The organism is Hydrogenivirga okinawensis (assembly GCF_055385515.1).
In genome coordinates this window covers 1,320,352-1,343,037 of the sequence record NZ_AP042386.1, presented here as the reverse complement: position 1 = coordinate 1,343,037, position 22,686 = coordinate 1,320,352, and the positions used below count along the sequence as shown (strand labels likewise).

The window sequence follows — 22,686 nt, the reverse complement described above, 5'->3', positions numbered from 1 at the left end:
TTTATCACCTGCACTTTTTAAAATTGATGCTCTCTATACCAAGGAGCTGGGCGTACTGGAGCTGGGTCTGGGTCATGAGTTTGAGCACAGCCCTCTCATCTTGTGGATTCTCTATGCTTATCGATAGAGTTTTCCTCTCTTTTCCCTCAGTCTTCACATCACATAACGGTATGTCCGCTTCCTTAGCCTCCCTCATGAGGAGAGTAGGAAATATGCCCCTCTTAACGTAGAGGAGCTTTTCGTAAACCTCCATAACCTTGCGATAGAACTTTTCGAACTTTTCTCCGCTCGCCAGGAGATATTTTTCCTTGAGCTGATAGAGGGGGTATCCGTAAGAGTTCAGCTCATCTATTATCTCTGTCTTCGGTCCCTCTCTCTGGGCCCTCTCATCGAGGAGATCGAGCCTTTTATCCACACTCTGAACGTACTCCCTGTCCCTTTTGAACTCCTTCTCCGTTATTCCGAAGGCTAAGGCTCCGAAGATTGTCAGTCCCAAGAGGATGCCCCTCATCTCACTATCACCTCCTTTATATATTCTCTTAGCTTCTCTGTTATCCTTTCAAGCTCCTCTTCGGTGTAGGTGTGTTTTTCCTTAAAGCTGGTGTCGAGGAGAGTGTCTGTAGCTACGAACTTCTGGAGGGCGTATCGCTTGGCACCCTTTATGAGCCTCCCTATCTCGAGTATGTCCTCCGGAGTCAGTAGTTCCCTAACCACAGTTGTCCTGAACTCGTAATCTACTCCCGAGTCCATGATGAGGTGAATGTTCCTCACGACGTTCCCCACATCAAATTCCTCCACCCTTATAACTTCTTTGTACTTCCTGAGAGGAGCCTTTACGTCCATAGCTACGTAATCTACGACCTCCTTCTCTATAGCTTCCTTTACAACCTCCGGGTGGCTCCCGTTGGTGTCGAGCTTCACGAGGAATCCTATGCTCTTTATCTTCTCCATGAAATCCAAGAGATCCTCCTGAACGGTCGGCTCTCCCCCGGTTACTACGACCCCGTCCAAGAGACCCTTCCTGCTCTTGAGGAACCGGAAGAACACATCCTCGGGGATAGGCTCTTCAAAGTACTCGGGGAGGACGAGGGATCTGTTGTAGCAGTAAGGACATCTGAAGTTACATCCTTGGGTAAACACTATGCAGGCTACCTTTCCGGGAAAGTCTATGAGAGTGAACCTCTGGATACCTCCTATCCGCATTCAGGTTATCCTATAAGTCTTCCTGAGCTTCAACTCTTCCTGTTTACCTGCGTTCCACTGGCTCACCGGTCTCAGGTATCCCACAACCCTCGAGTAAACCTCACACCTCTCACCGCATATGGGACAGGTCTCGTGCTCTCCTGAGATGTAGCCGTGCTGCGGACAGACGCTGAAGGTGGGGGTTATGGTGAAGTAGGGTAGCCTGTAATTCTCGCAGACCTTCCTAACGAAGTTCTTTACGCTCTCGGGATCCCTTATTCTCTCTCCCACGAAGAAGTGGACAACCGTTCCTCCGGTGTACCTTATCTGGAGTTCGTCCTGATGCTCGAGAACCTCAAAGGGATCGTCGGTGTAGTTTACGGGGAGCTGGGTGGAGTTGGTGTAGAATGGTTCCGCTCCCCTTTTTACCTCCTCCTCGTTTGCTACTACGATGTCTGGATACTTCTCCTTGTCAAGCTTTGCGAGCCTGTAGGAAGCTCCCTCCGCAGGTGTAGCCTCGAGGTTGTAGAGGTTCCCCGTCTCCTCCTGATACTGGAGGAGTTTCTCTCTCATGAAGTCTAAAACCTTTATGGCGAAGTCCCTTCCCTTCGGATCTGCTATGCTCACACCAAAGAGGTTGAGACAAGCCTCGTTCATACCGACCAGTCCTATAGTGGAGAAGTGGTTCTTCCAGTACTCACCAAACCTCTCCTTAACCATCCTTAGATAGAACTTCGAGTAGGGATAAAGTCCCTTCTCCATAAAGTCCTCTATCGCTCTCCTCTTTACCTCAAGGCTCTCCTTAGCTAAGTCCATAAGCTTCTCGAGCCTTTCAAAGAACTCTTCCTCGCTCTCGGAAAGGTATCCAAGCCTCGGCATGTTTATGGTAACTACTCCTATAGAACCAGTCAGAGGGTTGGCGCCGAAGTATCCCCCTCCCCTCTTCAGGAGCTCCCTCGTCTCGAGCCTGAGTCTGCAACACATACTCCTCACATCCTCGGGCTTCATGTCCGAGTTTATGAAGTTGGCGAAGTAGGGTACGCCGTACTTGGCGGTTATTTCCCAGAGACCCTTTAGCTTGGGGTTGTCCCAGTCAAAGTCGGGCGTGATGTTGTAAGTCGGTATGGGGAAGGTGAAAACCCTTCCCCTCGCGTCTCCCTCGGTCATAACCTCAAAGAAAGCCTGGTTTATCATGTCCACCTCTTCCTGGAACTCTCCGTAGGTCTCGTTCTTAACCTCCCCGCCGATTATTACCGCCTGATCCTCCAAGAACGCGGGGACCTTCAGGTCGAAGGTGAGGTTCGTGAAAGGGGTCTGAAATCCCGTTCTTGTAGGGACGTTGAGGTTGTAGATAAACTCCTGTATAGCCTGCTTCACCTGTCTGTAGCTCAGTCCGTCGTACCTTACGAAGGGAGCCATGAGGGTGTCGAAGTTGGAAAACGCCTGAGCACCCGCCGCCTCCCCCTGAAGGGTGTAAAGGAAGTTTACCGCCTGACCAAGGGCTGAGGTAAAGTGCTTTGGAGGTCTGCTCTCAATCTTTCCGGGAACTCCCTTAAAGCCAGTCATGAGGAGGTCTAAGAGGTCCCACCCCATACAGTAGACACTCAGAATCTGAAGATCGTGGATGTGGAAGTCTCCGCTTAGGTGAGCCTCCGCTATCTTTTCAGGATAGACCCTCTTGAGCCAGTAGTTTCTTATGACCTTCGAGGTGATGTAGAAGTTCAATCCCTGAAGGGAGTAGGTCATGTTGCTGTTCTCTTTTACCTCCCAGTCTAACTTTTCTAAGTATTCTTTAACAAGTTTAAGTTCGTCCATCGGGTTTAATTTAATTTCACAGGAAAGAAATTAAAGATAAGGAGGATAGGAAGGAGCTCTTAGAGATTTTGCAGGACGACTGTAATAAGTATCTCTCCAAACGCCCCGGTCTCGGAGGCGGCAAAGCGCTCTAAAGGATCTCCCCGTAGAGTCCTTCATGCTCCTCTACGAACCTGTCTATCCTGAATAGTTCAGCTCTCCTTCGAGCCTTCCCCGAGACCTTTCTCCAGAGCTCATCGTCCCTTAAGAGTAAGGAGATAGCTCCGGCGACCTGTTTCTCTTCACAGACTATACCTCCGTCCCCAACGATTTCGGGAGCCGCCCCTTTGTTGAGAGCTACGACGGGTGTTCCGGAAGCCATAGCCTCCGCGAAAACGAGCCCGAAGGTCTCTGTTTTTGAAGGGAGAAAGAGTACACGGGAGGTTCGGTAGAGGTCTGCGAGCTTTTCCCTCGGGAGGTTACCGAGAAATCTGATCTTTAGTCCAAGCCTTCTCGCAAGCTTCTCGAGCTTGCCTCTCTCTGGTCCTTCACCCACCACGATGTAATCGGTGGGGTTCTCCTTCTGAACCTCGACCATCGCCTTAAGAGCGAACCTGAGGTTTTTCTCGGGAGCGAGCCTACAGACGGTGATAACTCTCTTCTCTCTTTTAACTTCGTTTTTGGAAAAGAAGGTTTCCGGTATCCCCGGGTATATGACCTTGACCTTCAGGTTTCTGGGGAGAAAGCTCCGATAAGTCTCCCTCTGGTAGTTGGAGATGAAGATGAGAACTCGGGATTGCCTGCCCATAAAGCTGACCAAGGTTTTGGCTAAGGTCCCCCTGTCCACCTTGAGGCTGTACTCCGAGAGGTGTCTCGGATCTATGTAGATCGAGCCGACGGCGGGCAGATCGAGGAGCTTCGATAGGAGTAGCGCTATCATGCCAGCGGTAAAGGGTTCGTGGTAGTGGAGGACGTCGGGCTTGAAAGAACTTATCTCCCTCAGGAGTTTCGAACTTGGGAAGACCATCTCAGCCTTATCGTAGAAAGGCACTCTAACGCTTGGAAGGTGAAGGGTTCGGAATTCCTCGGCGGTTCTATCCGTTCTCTGTCCTGTGACGACGAGAACTTCGTGCCCTTTTTCCTTTAGTCCCCTTGCGAGGTCTATGACTATCTTCGTCCCTCCTCCCATGTCCTCCCTGAAGTTGTCGGTGAATAAGGCTATCCTCATTTTCTGTTCTTTATCTTAAGCACCTCCTCTTTAAGTGCGGAAAGCTTTATAAGAGCCTGAAGGGGTGTCAGGTTGGCTATGTCTATCGATAGGAGCTCGGAGATGACCTTTTCGTACTCCTTCTCCTGGATCGCCTTCTCCGACCTTCTGAAGGTCTCCTCGAGAACGGGTAAGGAGCGATCCTCGAGGGTAAGAAGTATCTCCTTGGCTCTGTTCACGAGCTCAGGGGGAAGACCCGCCATCCTTGCCACTTCAATGCCAAAGCTCCCCTCAGCCTTTCCCGGAACGAGGGCGTAGAGAAAGACGATGCCCCTGTCGTCCTCACTCACAGTCATGTGGTAGTTCTTAACTCCTTGCACCTTCCCTTCTAACTCCGTTATCTCCAAAAAGTGGGTCGCAAGCAGTGTGCGAGCTCCAAGCTTCCCGGATATATACTCTACGAGAGCCTTTGTGATAGCTATGCCATCGTAGGTGGAGGTTCCTCTACCTATCTCGTCCAGGACTATTAAACTCCTTTCGCTCGCGTTCGAGAGCATATTGGCGACGTCTAACATCTCGTTCATGAAGGTAGAAACCCCGAGGGCCAAAACGTCTCCCGAGCCTATCCTCGTAAATACAGCATCCACATTCCCTATCCTTGCCCTCTTGGCAGGGACGAAGCTCCCCATGTGGGCGAGGAGGACTATAAGGGCGACCTGTCTTATGTAGCTCGACTTGCCGGCCATGTTGGGTCCGGTTATGACGAGTATGAACTCTTCTTTGGTTATCTTGGTATCGTTGGGAACGTAGCTCCTCACGAACTCCTCTATTACCGGGTGTCTTCCTTCCTCTATCTCTATCTCGTATCCTTCGTGAACTTCGGGTTTTATCCATCTCTTCCTGTCGGCAATCTCCGCAAGGGACTGGATGTAATCCACCTCCCCCACAAGCTGGGCGTTCCTACCTATCTTTTCAAGCTCTTCGTTTATTCTCTCCCTCAGCTTCACGAAGAGTTCGTACTCTAACTCGTTTATCCTCGTCTGGGCTGAGAGGATCTTCTCCTCCAACCTCACCAGCTCGTCGGTTATGAACCTCTCGGCGTTGGAGAGGGTCTGTCTCCTCCTGAAGTAGTCCGGGACGTAGCGGAGGTTCGGTTTTGTTACCTCTATGTAGTAGCCCATCACCTTGTTGTAGCCGATCTTGAGACTACCTATGCCTGTCTCCTTTTTCAGCTTTTTCTCGTAGTCCCTCAATAGCTTCTCGGCGCTGTTTCTAACAAACCTGAGCTCGTCGAGATAGCTGTCCACCCCTTCCTTTATAAGTCCCCCCTCCTTGAGATGGATCGGCGGATCGTCGGTAAGAACCCTGTCTATATCCTCCGCTACTCTCTCGAGATCCTCTAAGTCTTCCCTTATCCTCTTAAGTAGTTCCGAATTCAGATCCTTCAACTCGTTCCTGAGCTCCTCTACCTTAAAGAGAGTGTTCTTCAGATGCAGTATGTCCCTCGGGGAAGCCATGCCTGAGCTTATCTTGGAAACGAGCCTCTCAAGGTCCGCCATGCCTGAGAGGACTTCCCTTATCCTCTTCCTCTTTTCCCTGTTATTTACGAGCTCCTCAACAGCCTCCTGAACCTTTTTTATCCTTTCCACGCTCCTGAAGGGGTTGAGTATATGGAACCTGAGCCTTCTCCTTCCCATACCCGTTAATGTCTCGTCGAGAACGCTGAAGAGAGACTGATCCCTCCTCCCCTCTATGCTCTCTAAAAGTTCCAGCCCTTTCCTTACCTTCAGATCTATCCTGACAAAGCCCTCGTCCACAAAGGGTCTTGGCTTCCCTATAAAGGGCGTAAACTCCTTCTGGGTTATCCTCGCGTACCTGTAAACCGCACCGAGGGGTATGAGGTTCTCCTCCTCATCGAAGCCTAAAGCCCTCGCGCTGTAAAGGTTAAACTTTTCCTTTATCTCCCTGTATCCTTCCTCAAAGAACTCTTCCTCGAGCTCCGTTTTGAAGAGCTTAAGGAGCTTTATAAGATCCTCGGGAATTCTCTCCCCCTTCCTCACAAGAAGTTCCCTTATTGGAAACTTGGATAGGAAATCTGTGATCTCATACCTCTTCACCTTTGCCCCTACGAACTCACCTATAGAGAGGTTCAGATAAGCTACATAGAAACTATCTCCTTTCCCGTAGAGGCAGGCGAGACCCCCTGTGTCCTTCTCGAAGTAGGTTCCGGGTGTTATTACTCTTATGACATCTCTCCTGACTATCCCCTTAGCCTTGGAGGGATCCTCCACCTGCTCGCAGATAGCTATCTTGTATCCTTTCTGGACGAGCCTGTGTATGTAGTTATTTGCCGAGTGGTAGGGAACCCCACACATGGGTATTCTTTCCCTTCCCTTACCTGCCGGTCTCGAGGTGAGGACGAGGTTCAGCTCCTTTGAACCCACAACAGCATCCTCGTAGAAGAGCTCGTAAAAGTCTCCAAGACGAAAGAAGAGAAGGCAGTCGGGATACTCGTTCTTAAAGTAGTGATACTGGGCGAGCATAGGGGTAAGCTGTGAATCTCTCTCAGCCATCAGATTTATATTAATGCCTTATGGAGCTGTTTGGTGAGATTGAAAATATAAGCTACAAAAAGGTTATTAAAGAGAAGCTAAAACGTATCGAGTGGCAGGGAGAAGATATAAACTCTATACCTCCCAAGTGTGTTTTGGACTTTGAGGGCGTGCGTTTTTCATTGAGCAGGTGGGTATCTCCCAAAAGGACAAGGAGCTATCCCTACGCGAGAGTTTACGATACCATTCAACGAGAAGCTTCAAAAACGGTAACAATAATTCCTTTAGTAAAAGACGAGGGTATAGGCGGAGACAGGGACTTTCTCCAGTGGGACACAGTTTCCCTTATGAGCCTTCTTAACGTTTACGTGATACCGGCATACTATTGCAGAGCGAAGAGAAGTAAGAGACCAAACAAGATAACCTCTCAGAAGCTCGATAGCGACTTTATAGTTAAGAAACTCAGGGAGCTTGCGGATTACAGAGCTTCAGCTCTCCACTGGAATCTGAAGGAGTTGTCAGGACATAACCTTCTATGGCTATCCGATAAAATTTTGGAATGCTACCGTAATATATCTAAAGAACTGGGTGTAGAGATGCATTCAGAGAAGGGACTTTTAAAGTTTATCGAGAAGATAAAACTTGGGGTGGAAGAATTTAAAAACTTTTCAAGGGTAAAGGCTGAGGGAGCCCAAAGGAGGGAAAGAACTACCTTACAGCCAAAGGAAAAACTAAGTAGAGGTGTAAAGGCTACACTGACCATAAAGAATTATCTTGGAGAGATGTATTACTTCACAGTGGATGAGGTCTATGTCGAAGATGAACAGATTTATCTTGTGGAAAGTAAACATACAAAAAGGCATGTTTTGCCTTCTAAAAATGATATTAAAGATGGACTTCTTAAAATAATTCTCTACGTGAACATAAGCAGTCTGAAACTGGGAGACAGAGAAGTGAAATTTACGCCTGTTATTAAGCTTACTTCGGAAGCCTTATCGGGTATCTTCAAGAAAGGGGATATTTTAAAGTTTGGAAGGAAGGATAACAAGTTCATGAGTTCACTGATAGAGGAGGCTGAGGCTAATAGTTTTGAGGTCTGGTTGGAGGGTGTGAATGATTAAGAGTCCCCTTAGATACCCTGGTGGGAAATCTAAGGCTCTAAGGTTCCTTGCCCAGTTCTTTCCGAGGGACTTTAAGGAGCTCAGAGAACCCATGTTAGGAGGTGGCTCGATAACCTTTTACTGGGTTCAGAAAAAGCCGCAGGCTAAATTCATCGCCGGCGACATTAACTACGACCTTTACTGCTTCTGGAAGGAACTCAAGTACAACAAGGACAGGTTGATAGAAGAGGTAATAAGGATAAAGAGAACCTACAAAGATGGAAGAAAGCTCTTTGAGGAAATAATGGAAAGAAGAGGCAAATACAAAGATGATCTCCAGAGAGCGGTTGATTTCTTTGTACTGAACAGGATAACCTTTTCAGGAACAGTAGACTGTGGAGGGTATTCAGAACAGGCTTTCAGGAAGAGGTTTACATGGAGTTCCATAGAGAGGCTTGAAAGAGCCCATGAAGTTATAAAGAAGGTGGAACTGTTTTACGGAGATTACGAATATCTGGTGAACCTCGAAGGCGAGGACGTAGTTATCTTCTTGGATCCTCCCTACTACTCTTCCAAAAAGTCTAAGCTTTACGGAAGGAAGGGAGATCTCCACACGGCGTTCGATCACATCAGGTTCTTTGAAGTCGTTAGAAATTGCAAGCATAGAGTTTTGATAACCTACGATAACTCAGAGTTTATAAAGGAGCTCTACAAAGATTTCTACACGGTGGAGTGGGAACTGAGCTACGGTATGACCAACTATAAGCAGGAAAGGGTTAGAGTGGGGAGCGAACTTCTCATAGCGAACTTTCCCATAAAGGGATACGTGGAGAGGCTCACCGGCGCTCTATTCCAGAAGGTTGTGTCTTACTCAGTCTGAGAGAACCTAAGTACAGGCTTCCTGTTTGCTTCCGCTTCCTTGATCCTTCTGACGGGTGTTCTATGCGGAGCACTGTTTAAAACTTCAGGATTTCTTTTAGCCTCTTTAACTATCTCCCTTGCAGCCTTAGCGAACTCCTTGAGCGTGCTCGGACTTTCCGTTTCCGTAGGCTCTATCATGAGAGCCTCCCTTACTACTAACGGGAAGTAAACGGTGGGAGCGTAAAAGCCGTAATCTAACAGTCTCTTTGCCACTCCCATGGCGTTGGTTCTGTATTTAAGCAGGTTCGTTGCTGAGAGTACGAACTCGTGCATACAGGGGACGTGGGCGTAAGGGTCGCTGAAGACGCCCCTGAGAAGGTGCCTTAGGTACCTTGCGTTGAGGACCGCGTATTTTGCCACCTTATCTATCTTGTTACCATAGGTGAGCATATAGGCTAAAGCCCTCAACCACACACCAAAGTGTCCGTAGAAGGCGAGGATCTTCCCGACACTCTTGGGGATGTTCCAGTTGAGGTAATATCTCTCACCGTCAGACTCAATCTGAGGAATCGGGAGGTAGGGCTTCAGTCTCTCGGATACTCCTACGGGACCGCTTCCGGGTCCTCCTCCTCCGTGAGGTGTAGAGAAGGTCTTGTGAAGGTTAAAGTGCATAACGTCCACCCCCCAGTCACCGGGTCTCGCCACCCCTACGAGGGCATTGAAGTTGGCTCCATCCATATAGAGGAGTGCATCCCTCCTGTGCAGTTCCTCGGCCATGTCTTTGATCTTCCTCTCAAATATACCGAGGGTGTTGGGATTGGTTATCATAAGAGCTGCCGTCTCGTCGTCCAACTTCTTCGTAAAGTCTTCCCAATCGAGCTCGCCGTTCTCATCGCTCTTTACAATAACTACTTCGAAGCCGCATATGGCAGCAGATGCTGGGTTGGTTCCGTGAGCTGAGTCCGGTATTAAAACCTTCCTTTTTTTGTCGTTTCCCCTGTCCCTGTGGTAAGCCATTATGAGGAGAAGTCCGAGGAGTTCTCCGTGGGCACCTGCGGCGGGCTGGAGGGATACGTCCGCAAAGCCTCCCAGCTCTTTAAGAAGCTCCTTGAGCTCGTAAGCTACTCGGAGCGTTCCCTGAACGAACTCCTCCGGTGTTAAAGGGTGAACGTCCAAAAATTCGGGGATATTCGCCAGCTCTTCGTTTATCCGGGGGTTGTACTTCATAGTGCAGGAGCCAAGGGGAACCATCGTGGTATCTATAGCGTAGTTGAGCTGGGAGAGGTTAGTAAAGTGTCTTACTACCTCCAGCTCTGAGAGTTCGGGGAGGTTGAGAACCTCCCTCAGGTAATCCTCGGGAACAACATCGGAGGGATCCACACACTCGACGTCGAGCTTGGGCAATCTGTAGCCTCTCTTCCCTTTCTCAGATTTCTCAAAGATTAGTTCCATAGGGAACTATTTTACTTTCCAAAGCTCTTCGTTAACCATGACTACTTAACTATATAATGGGTTTCTTAACGAACTTGAGTTTCTTTTTCTTAAACTCCTCTAACTTTCTGATAAAGTTCTGGAAGAACTCATCCCTATCGTAAAGAATGATAAACTCGGTATCCCACAACCAAGGCAGATCCTCCCGCAGGGAATCTCTCTTGATGAAAATAGGAAATACACGCATATAGGGAGACGAGCTTATGCCGTAGTGTTTAACCACTCCATTCCTTCAACTCTTTTAAGAGCTCGTTGAGTGTTTCTTTGAAGCTCATGGTTTTAAGTTAAATAAGACAATAACAGAGAACCGAAGGGCAAGGCTATACTTACTAACGGTAGAAAGTTTTATTCTCTTATGTTCCCGTTCTCAAAACAGAAGACCTAACCGCTCGTTAAAAAACTTTACATCTCTGCCGATAAAAGTATCTGACAAAACCTTAAAGGAGGTGTCAGCCATGGCTCTGAGAATTAACTTCAACTATGAGTCGGCTGTGACGCACACAGCCCTCAGGCAGAACGAGCGACTTATGAACAAGTCGCTGTTGAGACTCTCGACGGGTCTCAGGATTCTGAACGCTGCGGACGACTCCGCAGGTCTGTTCATAGCTGACCAGCTTGCCCTTGTCTCCGCCGGTCTCGAACAGGGTAACAGGAACATCCAGACCGGAATATCGGCTCTGCAGATAGCGGAGAACTCCTCTGGGCAGATCTATAACAAGCTCAAGGAGATCTACGTAAAGGCTCAGAACGCAGCGAACGACATCAACGATCCCAATGCGAGGGCGGCTCTTCAGAGGGAGATTTCGAACCTCGTTGACGCTATTCAGAAGATAGGAACGGACACGGAGTACAACGGAATAAAGCTTCTTGATGGAACCTTCACGGGCAAGTACATTCACTACGGTCCAAGAAGCGGGCAGGCTATAAGCATATCGATAAGTGATTTGAGAGCGTCGAGCATAGGGGGGTATCTTGTACAAGCGCCTGGGGCAGTTGGTCAAAGTACTTCAAGCGCTTACTCTGCTTTAATAGCAGGGAATTGGCAATTTGATGGTACTGCGGATAAAGTGGTAGTAGCAGGTAAGGATTTAACAAATGATATATGGACTAACGTATATAGCAGTACAGCTGGGGCTGTAGATGCCAAAGTTATTGCTGATGCTATTAATGCAGACTCTACCCTTCAGAGCCAAGGAATATCTGCAACCGCGAGCAACAAAAGTGTAGCAGAAAGTGTCTGGACCAATATATCCCCGGACGATGAGACGGTTACAATAAAGGTATTTGTAGGTACGGATACAAGCACAGAAGTAGTAAATGTTACTGTGAACGCTGGAGATACTCTCACTCTTCAAGACTTTATCTCCCAAGTTAACTCACAAGCTTCTGCTAATGGATCTTCCCTTAGGGCAACTGAGCAAGATGGAAGGCTCGTTCTCCAAACTGATGGAGAAACTATAGGTATAGAAATCTCTATGACCACTGCTGCTTCTACCGCTACCAGCATAGACCTGTCCCAGTTCCTTGAAGGAATTTCTTCAGGTACTAATGTTACCAGCAGTACATCCAGTGCAGTAACCGGCTCCGCAGTCAAAGTAGGAAAACTCAACATAGCCGGTGTTGATTCTTACTCTTACGACTTTACAGGTATAACAAGTACAACTCCAGAAGGTCTTGGAATAGCCGCAACTGGAACGGCAAACTTCCAGAACCTCTACGCGATAGACGTAACGACTAACGAAGGGGCTGAAACAGCGATGCTTGTTATATCCAAGGCGGTTCAAAAGGTTGATACCGTTCGTTCCCAGATCGGAGCTGTAATGAACAACCTGCAGGCTATCTACGACGCTCAGAAGGTTGCAAAGGACAACACCGACGAGGCGGAGTCGGTGATCAGGAACGTGGACTTCGCCAAGGAGATGTCCACCTTCACCACGATGCAGATCAGGATGCAGTCCGGTATAGCGATGCTCGCCCAGGCTAACACCCTTCCCCAGCTCGTCCTACAGCTACTGAGATAACTGAGTTAGGGGAGGGGCTTTTGCCCTCTCCTCCACCCGCTGGGGAGGTTTAGCTATGGCTTTGAGAATTAATTTCAACTACGAATCTGCGGTTACACATACAGCTCTGCGAAGGAACGAGCGACTTATGAACAAGTCGCTGTTGAGGCTCTCGACGGGTCTCAGGATTCTGAACGCTGCGGACGACTCCGCGGGTCTGTTCATAGCTGACCAGCTTGCCCTTGTCTCCGCCGGTCTCGAACAGGGTAACAGGAACATACAGACGGGAATATCGGCTCTGCAGATAGCGGAGAACTCCTCTGGGCAGATCTATAACAAGCTCAAGGAGATCTACGTAAAGGCTCAGAATGCAGCGAACGACATCAACGATCCCAATGCGAGGGCGGCTCTTCAGAGGGAGATCTCGAACCTCGTTGACGCTATTCAGAAGATAGGAACGGACACGGAGTACAACGGAATAAAGCTTCTTGATGGAACCTTCACGGGCAAGTACATTCACTACGGTCCAAGGAGCGGGCAGAGTGTCCGTATAAACATGGCGGACGTCAGGGCTATCAGCTTAGGTGCCTTTTATCTGGACGGAACCGGGAGGGGTTACTCGGGACTGGACGCCTTCGATCCCACAAACACCAACATACAGAATACGGACTACTTTATAGATTCGACGGATTACCTCAAGGTCGCCGGCAAGTCCATAATAGATGGTGCAACCGATGCGAACAAATTACTTGACGCCTACACCGTCGCTCAGAGGATAAACTCGGATCTCGACCTTCAGTTTCTCGGTATAGAGGCTAAAGCCTACACGCGGAGCGTCGCTGCAACCTTTACGAGCCTGTTCGTGGAGAGATCGAGGATACAAGCCACCGGACAGGGCACCTCTGGGGTAGGACGGCTCCAGGATCTTATAGGAACAAATTCTGACTTTATCGTTGATTCCGGAGACTCTATAGATGTAAATGGCGTTGTTCTCTCAAGCACGGATATAGGCGGTAACGACAAGCTCTTGGACGCTGCTACGGTCGGCAATGCTATAGCAACCAATCCCACACTGGTTTCGGACTACAACATAAGCGTGGCAGGCTATCAGACATCGAGCACAGCCGCAAGTGCCTTTGATACAACTACTTTCATAGATACGACAAGCATCACTTCGGGAGCAAACCTACAAACTATAACTTTGGACTTTTACATAGGGAATGTGGATCCAGCAACGGCGTCTCCTAATTTTTCGGTTACGATTTACGACTCGGCAGATCCTTCTGGTCCATGGCTCGTCAGCAACGCTACTGACCTCGCAAATGCTATAAATGCTGTCGCGACCGATGGAGTCACTGCAGCCGACGATGGAACTGGGAAACTTGTCTTGACAGACGATGATGGACAAACCATAGCCATAGAAGTTAAGGTTGCCTTTGATGCAGCTTTATCTGCAGGACCACCCGCGGATGAGTTTACCATTGATATGGGACAGCTCATTGAAAACGGAACACTTCAAACCGTTTCTGGAGACGGGACAAACTCAACCTACTACGTCCACGGCATAGAGGTGGGAGACTTCTTAGTGGAAAGTGATGACTTGATTAACATAACCACAGCGGGAACCCTCGGAGGAATAACCTTTGACCCTGTTAGGGATGCTGACCTGACCACCACGGTGGACATAGCCTTTTACCTTGGAGACGACTTCGGTAGTGCGGTCTTCACTCTAACCGATCTGGGCGTAGATACGACCCTTGCGGAGCTGATCAACCTTATAAATGCCAAAGCTAAGGAGACTCAAGCTCCCATTAAAGCTTTTGAGGACAACGGCAGGCTTGTATTAGAAGTGGAAGACGGAAGAACTCTATCGATAGAGGTTACGGCCAATCCTGGCGGTCAGACTGATGCTGTAAGGATCAACCTCGATCAGCTCATAGAAGGCGCCAATCAGGAGAGGACTGACGCTACAACAAACTGGAAGGCTTACGCCGTGAGAGTAGGAACTATAAAGCTGTACGGTGTAGAGGCTTTTTCTGTGGAAGAGTCCGGACTCGACCTGTTTGACGGAGCGCTCTCTACTCTTAAAAACCTCTACAGCGTGGATGTGACCTCAAATCCCAAAGCGGAAGAGGCGATGATAATAATAAAGAAGGCCGTCCAGAAGGTGGACAAGGTCCGCTCTGAGATCGGAGCTGTAATGAACAACCTGCAGGCTATCTACGACGCTCAGAAGGTTGCAAAGGACAACACCGACGAGGCAGAGTCGGTTATCAGGAACGTGGACTTCGCCAAGGAGATGTCCACCTTCACCACGATGCAGATCAGGATGCAGTCCGGTATAGCGATGCTCGCCCAGGCTAACACCCTTCCCCAGCTCGTCCTACAGCTACTGAGGTGATATGATGGAGGATTAGGCGATGAGGATAAACGGTAGAGGCTCCGAGGTTGACATCGAGGTTCTAAGGCAGGTTCAAAAGGAGGTTCAGCTCCAGAGAGGGGCGGAGTCTGTCAGGAGAGATATAGAAAGACGAACAAAAGAGACGGTCCAGGAGAGCGCCCTTAACAGGGAGGAGCTCCAGAGGATACTTCAGGAGATAAGGAGAAAGCTCGACTACCTGAACAGGTATCTTAAGATCGACATCGACGACCAGCTCGAGATACCGGTCGTAAAGATATTCGAGAGGGACACCAACAGGCTAATCCGTCAGGTTCCTCCCGAATACCTCCTTGAGCTTATGAAGAGGATCGACCAGATGCTCGGCGTCCTCTTAGAGGAGAGAGTCTGATGGCTGGAGAACTTTATCTTACGGGACTTACAAATACGGGCTTCGATGCGGGGGCGATAGTCGATCAGATAATGCAGCTCAAGTCTATTCCTATACAGAGACTCCAACAGGAGAAGACCGAGATACAGGCTAAGCTCTCTTCTCTGGGCAACCTGTCGGGAGCCATCGGGGATTTTCTCTCTCTCTTCGAAGGTCTTGTGGTAGATGATCTCTTTAAGGGGAAGAGGGCTACCGTCTCTAACTCCGACGTCCTGAGGGCGAGCGTAACCGAAGAAGCCCCGGACGTTGAGTTTACGGTAAACGTGAACAGGCTCGCTCAGGGGGAGATAAAGGTTTCCAATGGCGGGTTTGCAAATCTCTCCGATACCTTCGCAAGTTCGGGAATGCTGACAATCACCTACGATACCGGAAGTGGGACTGAAACCTTTAACATCGATTACACTGCCGGTCAGACCTTAGAAGATCTCGTGAACGCCATAAACTCCGCCCAGAACAGGATTAAGGCTTCCATCTACTTCGATGGGACTAACTACAAACTGATGCTCTCCGAAACCGACGTAGGAGCCTCCACCGTCGAGACAGATACCGCCGGTGGGATTTACGTGATCGATGTGAGCGGACTTCCTTCGGAGTTGGGAACAGGACTGGACACTATCCAGAACGCCCAGAACGCAGAGATAGCAATTGGTTCCGGATCTCCGATAACGAGCCCTTCCAACACCTTCGAGAACGTTATAAGCGGTGTGACGCTCACGGTCAAAGATGTGGGAAGTTCTACGGTCACAATCTCAGAGAGCTTCTCTAAGGTTACGGACTTTCTCAGCGATTTCGTCGAGAACTACAACGCAACGGTGGAGATAGTGGATCAGCTCACCACGGGCGAAAATCCTCTCTTCGGTGGTGACGGGACCATTATCGGAGTGAGGACTGGAATAGCCGACAGGCTCGACCCACTCATAGAGCTCGGTCTTATAGACTACGACGGTGATACGGGAAAGATCTCCCTTAACACAAGTAGACTCAATGAGCTCCTTAGCTCCGATCCTGAATCCGTTAAGGAAGCGATAAACCAGCTAAAGGATAGCTACCAGAGCTTTCTTGAGATCGAGAGAGATACCTTCAAAAGCTTTGAAAACTCTTACAACGACAGGATAGAGAGTATAGACAACAGGATACAGACTCTCGCCCAGAGGCTTGCCCAGGAGGAGCTGATACTCAGGAGGGAGTATGCACGTTTGGAGGCTTTTATAGCTCAGGCTAACGATATAAGGGAGAGGTTGAAGCAGTTTATAGTAACTCTTTCTGAAATGACAAAAGGAGGTAGTTAGCAATGAATCCGGCGGAAGTTTACCTTCAAAACATGGTTGAAAATGCCAATCCTATAAGGCTTGTGATAATGCTCTACGACAAGGCTATATCCTCTCTTGAGGAAGCGATGGAAGCGGTAAGGGAAGGTCTCGACGATATGGATAGGATAAAGAGTAAAGCTGAAAACTTGACCCGTGTAACGGACATACTGATAGTTCTGAAAAGTTCCTTAGACGAAGAAAGAGGTAAAGAGGTGGCAAAAAACCTTGACGAAATCTACGACATTCTTATAAATGAAAGTGTGAGAGCGAACATGACAAACGATATCGAGCTTATGGGAAAGATAAAGAATATCCTTGAGGAGCTAAGAGACGCGTGGGAGGAGGCGGAAAAGAAGGTTTACGGAAAGGAGGAGGTTACTGCGAGGGCTGATGAATGAAAACCTTAAAGAGCTTCTTCTAAAATGCGAGGTGTATCTTGAGGAGGGGGACTTTGACAGTCTCATAGAGACTTTAAACAAGGTTGTTTCAATGGATCTTAAGGATCTAAAGAAGGAAGATTACGAGGAAGCCCTCAAGATAATAGAGTTCCTGATAGAGAAGGCTGAGAAAAAGAAACTCGACATAGCCGAGAAGCTCATGAACTTTCAAAGGTTCAAAGGCTACATAAAGTAAACAGGCATTAGAACACCACCAGTTCCTCCCTCACCTCTATCTTTCTATTTTCCCTGTCCACATTCAGGACTATGTCTCCCACAAAGGGAATCATTATCCTCTCGTTCTCCAAGACGAGCATATCGTAGACCCCGAAGTCCTCAACCTTCTTCACCTTTCCGAGCCTCTTTCCCTTGTCCGTTACAACTTCCATCCCCACAAGTTCGTAGGCGTAGAACTCCTCTTTACTCCTCTTGGGGAGCTCCTTTTCAGGGAGAAAGATATGAGCACCTTTGAACTGCTGAACCGAACCGAGATCGTCGTAATCTTTGAACTTGAGCAGGAAGAGGTTTCCATGTCTTCTCACACTCTCAACCCTGAAAGGAACGTAACTCCCCCCGACCCTCTTCAGATAAACCTTTTTCATCTTCTCAAGAACCTCTTCGGGAGCCATAGGCAGGACTTTCAGCTCACCCTTAACACCGAAGGTGTCTATAACTTTACCGATAACTATGTATTCCATGGCGATTACTTATAATTATCCTACCCATGCATTCCTTGGAAGAACTCAACAGGGAAATTATTGAGTGTCAAAAGTGTGAAAGATTATCTGCCTACATAAGGGAGGTGGCGTGTAAGAAGGTAAGAAGGTATGCCGACTGGAACTACTGGGGAAAACCTCTCCCCGGCTTCGGAGACCCGAAGGCAAGACTTTTGATAGTGGGACTCGCGCCCGCAGCCCACGGAGGTAACAGGACGGGGAGGATGTTTACAGGAGACAGCTCAGGGAACTGGCTTGCCGGAGCACTCTACGAAACCGGCTTAGCTAACAAACCGACTTCTGAAAACAAAGACGACGGACTTGAGCTAAAGGGAGCTTACATAACCGCAGTTGTCAGGTGCGCACCGCCGGAGAACAAACCCACAAAGGAGGAGATGGAGAACTGCAACGCGTATCTGGTGGAGGAGCTAAGGTTCCTGAAGAACGTTAAGGTTGTCCTCTGCCTTGGAAGTATAGCTCTGAAGGGAGCCCTCATGGCTTTGAAGAAACTCTATCCGGAGGCTGAACTCAAAGGTATAAAGTTCGGACACGGACTCAGGTATAAACCGGAAGGTATACCTTACATCCTGATGACTTCCTACCATCCGAGCAAGCAGAACACCCAAACGGGAAGGCTCAAGTGGGAGGAGTGGGTGAGGATCTTTGAAGAGGTGAGAAGCCTGCTGGAGGGTAGATAGATGGACACAGCAGTTATCCTCTGTGCGGGTCTGGCTAAAAGAATGCAGGGGCATGCACAGTATCTGCCCAAGCCCCTGATAAAGGTAGCAGGAAGGGAAATACTATACAGGACTATAAAACTCCTTGAGAGAAGAGGTATAAGTAAGTTCGTTATCGTAGTAAACGAACATAACAGGGAACCTATAGAGAACTTCGTCAGGAAGCTTGGCATAAGCTACGAGATAGTTCTCAACGAACATCCCGAAAGGGAGAATGGCTACTCCCTTTACTTGGCGAAAGGACACCTTAGCGGGAGATTTGTTCTTACGATGGGAGACCACCTGTACTCGGAGGAATTCATCGAGGAAGCCATCAAAGGGGAAGGGCTCATAGTGGACGAGCTCGCCTTGTATACGGACCAGGAAGAGGCTACCAAGGTCCTCTGCAAAAACGGCAGGATTGAAGATATCGGGAAGGGCTTGAAGAACTTTAACGGATACGATACGGGTTTCTTTGTTCTTAACGAGAGTGTATTTGAAACTGCTGAGAGACTTGTTAAAGAAAGGGATAAAGTAACCCTGAGCGAGATAGTTAAGGCAGCCCGTATAAAGTGCACACCGGTCTCTGGCAAGTTCTGGACAGACGTTGACACGCCCGAAGATATAGGAAAGGCGAAGAGGGCTCTGGTAAGGGTTTCCGTAAAGGGAACTGGGGATGGATTCATCTCAAGGCATCTCAACAGGAAGGTTTCTCTGTGGTTTTCCGAAAGGCTCGTAGATAAGCTCACACCAAATCAGGCGACGTGGTTAACTTTCTTAATAGGTGTGTTTTCGGCTCTGGTAGCACTGTTTAGCCCGGCTTTGGGTGGACTTCTGTATCAATTTAGTTCAATGTTAGACGGGATAGACGGGGAGATAGCGAGGGCGAGCATGAGAACTACCAAGTTTGGAGGATACCTCGACTCGGTCTTAGACAGATACGTTGACTTTCTTTTCCTGTCAGCCCTCGCCCTGTGGCTCAAGCCTTCTCAGGAGTTTCTTCCATGGGTTCTTTTTGCCGTCTTCGGTTCACTCATGGTGAGCTACTCAGCGGAGAGGTTCAGGGGAGCGTTCTGTGAGGACGCCTACGGCGTGGTAAAAGAACTCAGATGGCTTCTCGGCAAAAGGGACGAAAGGGTATTCCTCATAATGCTCTTCTGTCTTTTCGGCTGGATAAAGGCTCTTTTTGTTTTACTTGCCTTAGTCACCAATCTGAGGGTGTTATTGACCTTGTGGTTCGTATGGAAGTATAGAGGGGGTGTGTAATGAAGAAGATATACTACTTTGCCTATGGCTCTAATATGAATCTGGAAAGGATGCAGAAGAGGGTGGGCGGTGAGTTTAGAAATCCAAGAGGTGCGGTTCTCAAAGGCTACAGATTAGTGTTTAATAAGAAAGCTTCTAAAAAGAAGGGTGTAGGGTACGCAAACATCCTTCATGAGAAGAACAAGGAAGTTGAAGGAGTACTTTACGAAATAACAGAAGCCGGACTGAAAGAATTGGATGGATACGAGGGCTATTCTAACCATTATATAAGGAAGAAATTGCCTGTGAAGATAAAGGGAAGTAGTGAGACAGTATATGCTTGGGTTTACATAGCGGTAGAAGATAAAACAGAAAGCGGGCTTAAGCCAGATAAAGAGTATCTAAGTCATCTCCTGAAAGGTGAAAGTTTTTTATCAGAGGATTACATGGAGTTCTTAAAGCAAGTTAAAACTATAGATTAGATGTCTATTATTTTCCTTAAGCTTTCAGGGTCGTTGGTTGTAATGCCCCAAAAGCCCTTTTTTACAAGTTCTTTTAGTTCAGTCTTCCTCTCTTCGTGCCAGCAGACCACTTCAAAGCCTTCACTCTTCATGTGCTTTATGTCTTCAGTGCTTATTAGAGTGTGAGGAAAGGGATGCTTGTTCTCCCAGCAAGGATGGATTATGTCTCCCTGATACTTGCGGGTAAGGCTTACCATATCTTCGGGTGGGAGAACGTTCCTGAAGAGAAGTGCGGTCAGTATGTGGTCGTTAAGCTCCTTAAACCTTCTCATGAAAGGGAAATCGTCTGAGGAGGAAACGACTATATTAGTTCTGTGCCCAAAATCTTTGAGTATTTCCGTTAATTCCTCTATCATGTCCCTGTCTTTTATGTCCAAGTAAAGTCCGATTTTCCTGTCCTCAGCCCATTCTAAGACCTCCGAAACCTCCATGGAGCCGGGTATTCTTCCTTTGGCTTCCTCAAGGTTCATCTCCCTTATCAGCTTACCTTCAATATCAAGGTCATGGTTTACGAATATTTTCCTGTCCCTTGTAAGAACGAGGTCAAGTTCTATCATGTCAGCTCCGACTTCGTAGGCTCCCTCAAAGGCTTCCCATGTATTTTCTCTAAACTTGGAACTGTACCCCCTATGGGCTATAACTCTCGGTTTAGCCATTAGAGGCAGATGATAACATATATCCCATGAACAGGCTCTTCGTCCGCTCCCAGCTCCAACGTTTCTTAGAGGAGGACTTAGGAACAGGAGACATAACCACAGAACTTATATGTTCTGAGGAAACCATCAGAGCGGTCATAAAGGCTAAGTCCGATGGGGTTCTCGCGGGTCTTCCCTTCGCTCAGGAGCTCTTTCTCATGCTCGGAGGGGTTTATTTAAAACCTCTTGTAAGCGAGGGGAAGGAGTTTAAAGAGGGAGACGTAATTCTTGAGCTTGAAGGAAGGTCAGATCAGATACTCATGGGGGAGAGGCTCGCTCTGAACATCCTTCAGAGCCTTTCGGGTATAGCCACACGCACGAGGGAGTTTGTAAAAGCTCTGGAAGGAACGGGAGTGAAGGTCTTAGACACGCGAAAGACCACGCCGGGATACAGGTTTTTTGAGAAGTACGCGGTCAGGGTCGGCGGTGGCAAAAACCACAGGTTTGCCCTCTACGATATGGTTCTCATAAAGGACAACCACAAGAAGGTTGCGGGAGGTGTTGAGGAAGCGGTGAGGAGGGTGAAAGAGAGGGTTAGTCCTGCCTACAAGATAGAGGTTGAGGTGGAGAGCTTAGAGGAACTTGAGAAGGTCTTGGAACTCGGCGTTGATATAGTGATGCTTGATAACTTCACTCCAGAGGAGGTAAAGGAGGCGGTCAAGCTCGTGAGAGGAAAGGTGGAAGTGGAAGTTTCTGGTAACATAACCTTGGAGAACGTGAGGGATTATGCCATAGAAGGGGTGAACTACATATCCTCAGGTTCCATCATTTACGGCGCTTCTTGGTGCGACCTTTCTTTGAAGGTTCTTTGAAGAGTATTATTGCGAACTCCTCCCAGTTGAAGGGCTTAAAACCACGCCGTAGGGCGTATCTCTCAAGCTCTTTGATGTTGAGCATCTTCTCTATCTCGGCTTTGAGTTTAAGGTTCTCCTCCTTCAGGCTCTTGTAAGTGCTCAGCTTTTCGGAGTGTTCTTTTAGAACCTTTATAGAGTAGGTGGAGTAAATCATGTTCCCTAAGAATATCAGCACAGCGATGCCAACGACGATAAAAAGGTTCATACTCTCTCCCCTGCTCTTAATTTAGCACTCCTCGCGGCAGGGTTCATCCTTATCTCCTCCTCCGAAGGAGTGATAGGTTTCTTAGTGAGTATCTTCAGCTCCTGAGAGTGCTCCCTAAAGAAGTTCTTAACTATCCTGTCCTCTAAAGAGTGAAAGCTTATAACCACGAGTCTGCCCTTTGGATTTAATCTATCCGTTGTCTTTTCTAAAGCCTCTTTTAGGCTCTCAAGCTCCCTGTTTACCTCTATCCTTATAGCCTGAAAGGTCTTCGTTGCGGGGTGTATTCTCCCATGCTTGAGTCTTTCGGGATAGACCGAAAGGATTATGTCTGCAAGCTCCTTTGTGGTTTCTATGGGTTTCCTTTTGCGGTATTGAACTATCGCGCGGGCTATCTTCCTGCTCAGCCTCTCCTCTCCGTACTCCCAGATAATCCTTGCAAGCTCCTTTTCAGGATACTCGTTCACAACTCTGTAAGCGGTCAGCTTCTGTTCCTTATCCATTCTCATGTCAAGGGGAGCATCAATCTGGAAGGAGAAACCTCTCTCACTCTTCAACTGGAACATAGAGACACCGAGGTCAAAGAGGAAGCCGTCAACTTTATCTACTCCCTCAGCTTCAAGGACAACGTCAAGGTCGGCGAAGTTGGCTTTGTATATGGCGAACCTTCCCTCAAACTCCTTCAGGTTCTCCTTGGCAAGCTCTATCGCCTCCTCGTCCCTGTCTATGCCGATGACGAAAGCTTCAGGGTTCTTCTCCAATATTCTCTTCGTGTGTCCTCCAAGACCGAGGGTGCAATCAACGTAGAGTTTGCCCCTGTTTCCGAGCAGTAGGTCTGTTGATTCTTCAAGAAGAACTGGAACGTGCATCAGGTAGTTTTCTCTTCCTTGTCGGGAGTTTTCAGAACCTCGTAAGTTAGAAAAAGCATACCTCCCAAGAATATAAGTATTCCGCCTATAAAGAGATACCACTCCC

Annotated in this window: 22 protein-coding genes; 12 read left to right on the top strand and 10 right to left on the bottom strand. The window is 48.2% G+C overall.

Translation table 11 applies throughout. The features are described 5' to 3' along the window. Positions 1 to 4 precede the first annotated feature (4 nt). The 5 genes from ACZ483_RS07715 to mutS all read right to left on the bottom strand — a co-directional run bounded on the left by ACZ483_RS07715 (position 5) and on the right by mutS (position 6,756). A complete protein-coding gene (locus ACZ483_RS07715) occupies positions 5 to 511 on the bottom strand; it encodes a hypothetical protein (RefSeq protein ID WP_464323597.1) in 507 nt (168 codons plus the stop codon). Continuing rightward, positions 508 to 1,203: an anaerobic ribonucleoside-triphosphate reductase activating protein gene (locus ACZ483_RS07710; RefSeq protein ID WP_464323596.1), complete on the bottom strand. Its 696-nt coding sequence runs from the start codon at positions 1,201 to 1,203 to the stop codon at positions 508 to 510. The genes ACZ483_RS07715 and ACZ483_RS07710 overlap by 4 nt, the downstream gene beginning before the upstream one ends. Then, complete coding sequence (locus tag ACZ483_RS07705) at positions 1,204 to 2,997, bottom strand: ribonucleoside triphosphate reductase (protein WP_464323595.1); 1,794 nt, start codon at positions 2,995 to 2,997, stop codon at positions 1,204 to 1,206. 130 nt (positions 2,998 to 3,127) lie between these two features. Then, complete coding sequence (locus ACZ483_RS07700; protein WP_464323594.1) at positions 3,128 to 4,204, bottom strand: glycosyltransferase; 1,077 nt, start codon at positions 4,202 to 4,204, stop codon at positions 3,128 to 3,130. Continuing rightward, positions 4,201 to 6,756 (bottom strand): DNA mismatch repair protein MutS, encoded by a 2,556-nt coding sequence (mutS, locus tag ACZ483_RS07695; RefSeq protein WP_464323593.1) that lies wholly within the window; start codon positions 6,754 to 6,756, stop codon positions 4,201 to 4,203. Before mutS ends, ACZ483_RS07700 begins: the two co-directional genes overlap by 4 nt. 20 nt (positions 6,757 to 6,776) lie before the next feature. Between mutS and ACZ483_RS07690 the strand changes: the two genes are divergently transcribed. Together ACZ483_RS07690 and ACZ483_RS07685 are read left to right on the top strand one after the other, a co-directional pair. After that, positions 6,777 to 7,856: a hypothetical protein gene (locus ACZ483_RS07690; RefSeq protein WP_464323592.1), complete on the top strand. Its 1,080-nt coding sequence runs from the start codon at positions 6,777 to 6,779 to the stop codon at positions 7,854 to 7,856. Further along, complete coding sequence (locus ACZ483_RS07685; protein ID WP_464323591.1) at positions 7,849 to 8,715, top strand: DNA adenine methylase; 867 nt, start codon at positions 7,849 to 7,851, stop codon at positions 8,713 to 8,715. Before ACZ483_RS07690 ends, ACZ483_RS07685 begins: the two co-directional genes overlap by 8 nt. Here the strand turns inward: ACZ483_RS07685 and gcvPB are convergent. Further along, positions 8,703 to 10,148, bottom strand: coding sequence for an aminomethyl-transferring glycine dehydrogenase subunit GcvPB (gcvPB, locus tag ACZ483_RS07680; RefSeq protein ID WP_464323590.1), 1,446 nt, complete (start codon positions 10,146 to 10,148; stop codon positions 8,703 to 8,705). The genes ACZ483_RS07685 and gcvPB overlap by 13 nt on opposite strands. A gap of 494 nt (positions 10,149 to 10,642) precedes the next feature. Between gcvPB and ACZ483_RS07675 the strand changes: the two genes are divergently transcribed. Genes ACZ483_RS07675 through ACZ483_RS07650 form a run of 6 tightly spaced genes read left to right on the top strand, consistent with a single transcriptional unit; the run spans position 10,643 to position 16,958 of the window. Then, the gene (locus ACZ483_RS07675; RefSeq protein WP_464323589.1) at positions 10,643 to 12,208 is read left to right on the top strand and encodes a flagellin N-terminal helical domain-containing protein; all 1,566 of its coding nucleotides are present in this window, start codon (positions 10,643 to 10,645) and stop codon (positions 12,206 to 12,208) included. Positions 12,209 to 12,263: 55 nt separating this feature from the next. Beyond that, positions 12,264 to 14,588, top strand: a complete 2,325-nt coding sequence (locus tag ACZ483_RS07670; protein WP_464323588.1) for a flagellin N-terminal helical domain-containing protein — start codon at positions 12,264 to 12,266, stop codon at positions 14,586 to 14,588. Between the two features lie 19 nt (positions 14,589 to 14,607). Next, positions 14,608 to 14,976 carry a flagellar protein FlaG gene (locus ACZ483_RS07665; RefSeq protein ID WP_464323587.1) on the top strand — a complete coding sequence of 123 codons (369 nt, stop codon included), beginning with the start codon at positions 14,608 to 14,610 and terminating at the stop codon, positions 14,974 to 14,976. Then, on the top strand, positions 14,976 to 16,304 hold the full coding sequence (fliD, locus tag ACZ483_RS07660; protein ID WP_464323586.1) for a flagellar filament capping protein FliD: 1,329 nt from the start codon (positions 14,976 to 14,978) through the stop codon (positions 16,302 to 16,304). The genes ACZ483_RS07665 and fliD overlap by 1 nt, the downstream gene beginning before the upstream one ends. A 2-nt stretch (positions 16,305 to 16,306) precedes the next feature. Further along, positions 16,307 to 16,723 carry a flagellar export chaperone FliS gene (gene fliS / locus ACZ483_RS07655; RefSeq protein ID WP_464323585.1) on the top strand — a complete coding sequence of 139 codons (417 nt, stop codon included), beginning with the start codon at positions 16,307 to 16,309 and terminating at the stop codon, positions 16,721 to 16,723. Continuing rightward, positions 16,716 to 16,958 carry a hypothetical protein gene (locus tag ACZ483_RS07650; protein WP_464323584.1) on the top strand — a complete coding sequence of 81 codons (243 nt, stop codon included), beginning with the start codon at positions 16,716 to 16,718 and terminating at the stop codon, positions 16,956 to 16,958. Before fliS ends, ACZ483_RS07650 begins: the two co-directional genes overlap by 8 nt. A 7-nt stretch (positions 16,959 to 16,965) precedes the next feature. Here the strand turns inward: ACZ483_RS07650 and rimM are convergent, their stop codons facing one another. Next, positions 16,966 to 17,460 (bottom strand): ribosome maturation factor RimM, encoded by a 495-nt coding sequence (gene rimM / locus ACZ483_RS07645; RefSeq protein WP_464323583.1) that lies wholly within the window; start codon positions 17,458 to 17,460, stop codon positions 16,966 to 16,968. Between the two features lie 26 nt (positions 17,461 to 17,486). Here rimM and ACZ483_RS07640 point away from each other — a divergent pair, with 26 nt between their 5' ends. Genes ACZ483_RS07640 through ACZ483_RS07630 form a run of 3 tightly spaced genes read left to right on the top strand, consistent with a single transcriptional unit; the run spans position 17,487 to position 19,921 of the window. Further along, positions 17,487 to 18,176, top strand: a complete 690-nt coding sequence (locus ACZ483_RS07640) for a uracil-DNA glycosylase (RefSeq protein ID WP_464323582.1) — start codon at positions 17,487 to 17,489, stop codon at positions 18,174 to 18,176. After that, positions 18,177 to 19,460, top strand: coding sequence for a bifunctional L-myo-inositol-1-phosphate cytidylyltransferase/CDP-L-myo-inositol myo-inositolphosphotransferase (locus ACZ483_RS07635; RefSeq protein WP_464323581.1), 1,284 nt, complete (start codon positions 18,177 to 18,179; stop codon positions 19,458 to 19,460). It abuts the gene before it with no gap. Further along, positions 19,460 to 19,921 (top strand): gamma-glutamylcyclotransferase family protein, encoded by a 462-nt coding sequence (locus tag ACZ483_RS07630; RefSeq protein WP_464323580.1) that lies wholly within the window; start codon positions 19,460 to 19,462, stop codon positions 19,919 to 19,921. Before ACZ483_RS07635 ends, ACZ483_RS07630 begins: the two co-directional genes overlap by 1 nt. On the opposite strand, the gene ACZ483_RS07625 is transcribed toward ACZ483_RS07630, so the two are convergent. Then, positions 19,918 to 20,616, bottom strand: a complete 699-nt coding sequence (locus ACZ483_RS07625; RefSeq protein ID WP_464323579.1) for a glycerophosphodiester phosphodiesterase — start codon at positions 20,614 to 20,616, stop codon at positions 19,918 to 19,920. The genes ACZ483_RS07630 and ACZ483_RS07625 overlap by 4 nt on opposite strands. Before the next feature lie 26 nt (positions 20,617 to 20,642). Between ACZ483_RS07625 and nadC the strand changes: the two genes are divergently transcribed. Continuing rightward, a complete protein-coding gene (gene nadC / locus ACZ483_RS07620) occupies positions 20,643 to 21,467 on the top strand; it encodes a carboxylating nicotinate-nucleotide diphosphorylase (protein WP_464323578.1) in 825 nt (274 codons plus the stop codon). Here nadC and ACZ483_RS07615 read toward each other — a convergent pair. Together ACZ483_RS07615 and rsmH are read right to left on the bottom strand one after the other, a co-directional pair. Continuing rightward, positions 21,421 to 21,714 carry a hypothetical protein gene (locus ACZ483_RS07615; protein ID WP_464323577.1) on the bottom strand — a complete coding sequence of 98 codons (294 nt, stop codon included), beginning with the start codon at positions 21,712 to 21,714 and terminating at the stop codon, positions 21,421 to 21,423. The two genes, nadC and ACZ483_RS07615, sit on opposite strands and share 47 nt — an antisense overlap. Then, entirely contained in the window at positions 21,711 to 22,580 is an 870-nt protein-coding gene (gene rsmH, locus ACZ483_RS07610; RefSeq protein WP_464323576.1) for a 16S rRNA (cytosine(1402)-N(4))-methyltransferase RsmH, read from the bottom strand. Before rsmH ends, ACZ483_RS07615 begins: the two co-directional genes overlap by 4 nt. Positions 22,581 to 22,686: the final 106 nt, after the last annotated feature.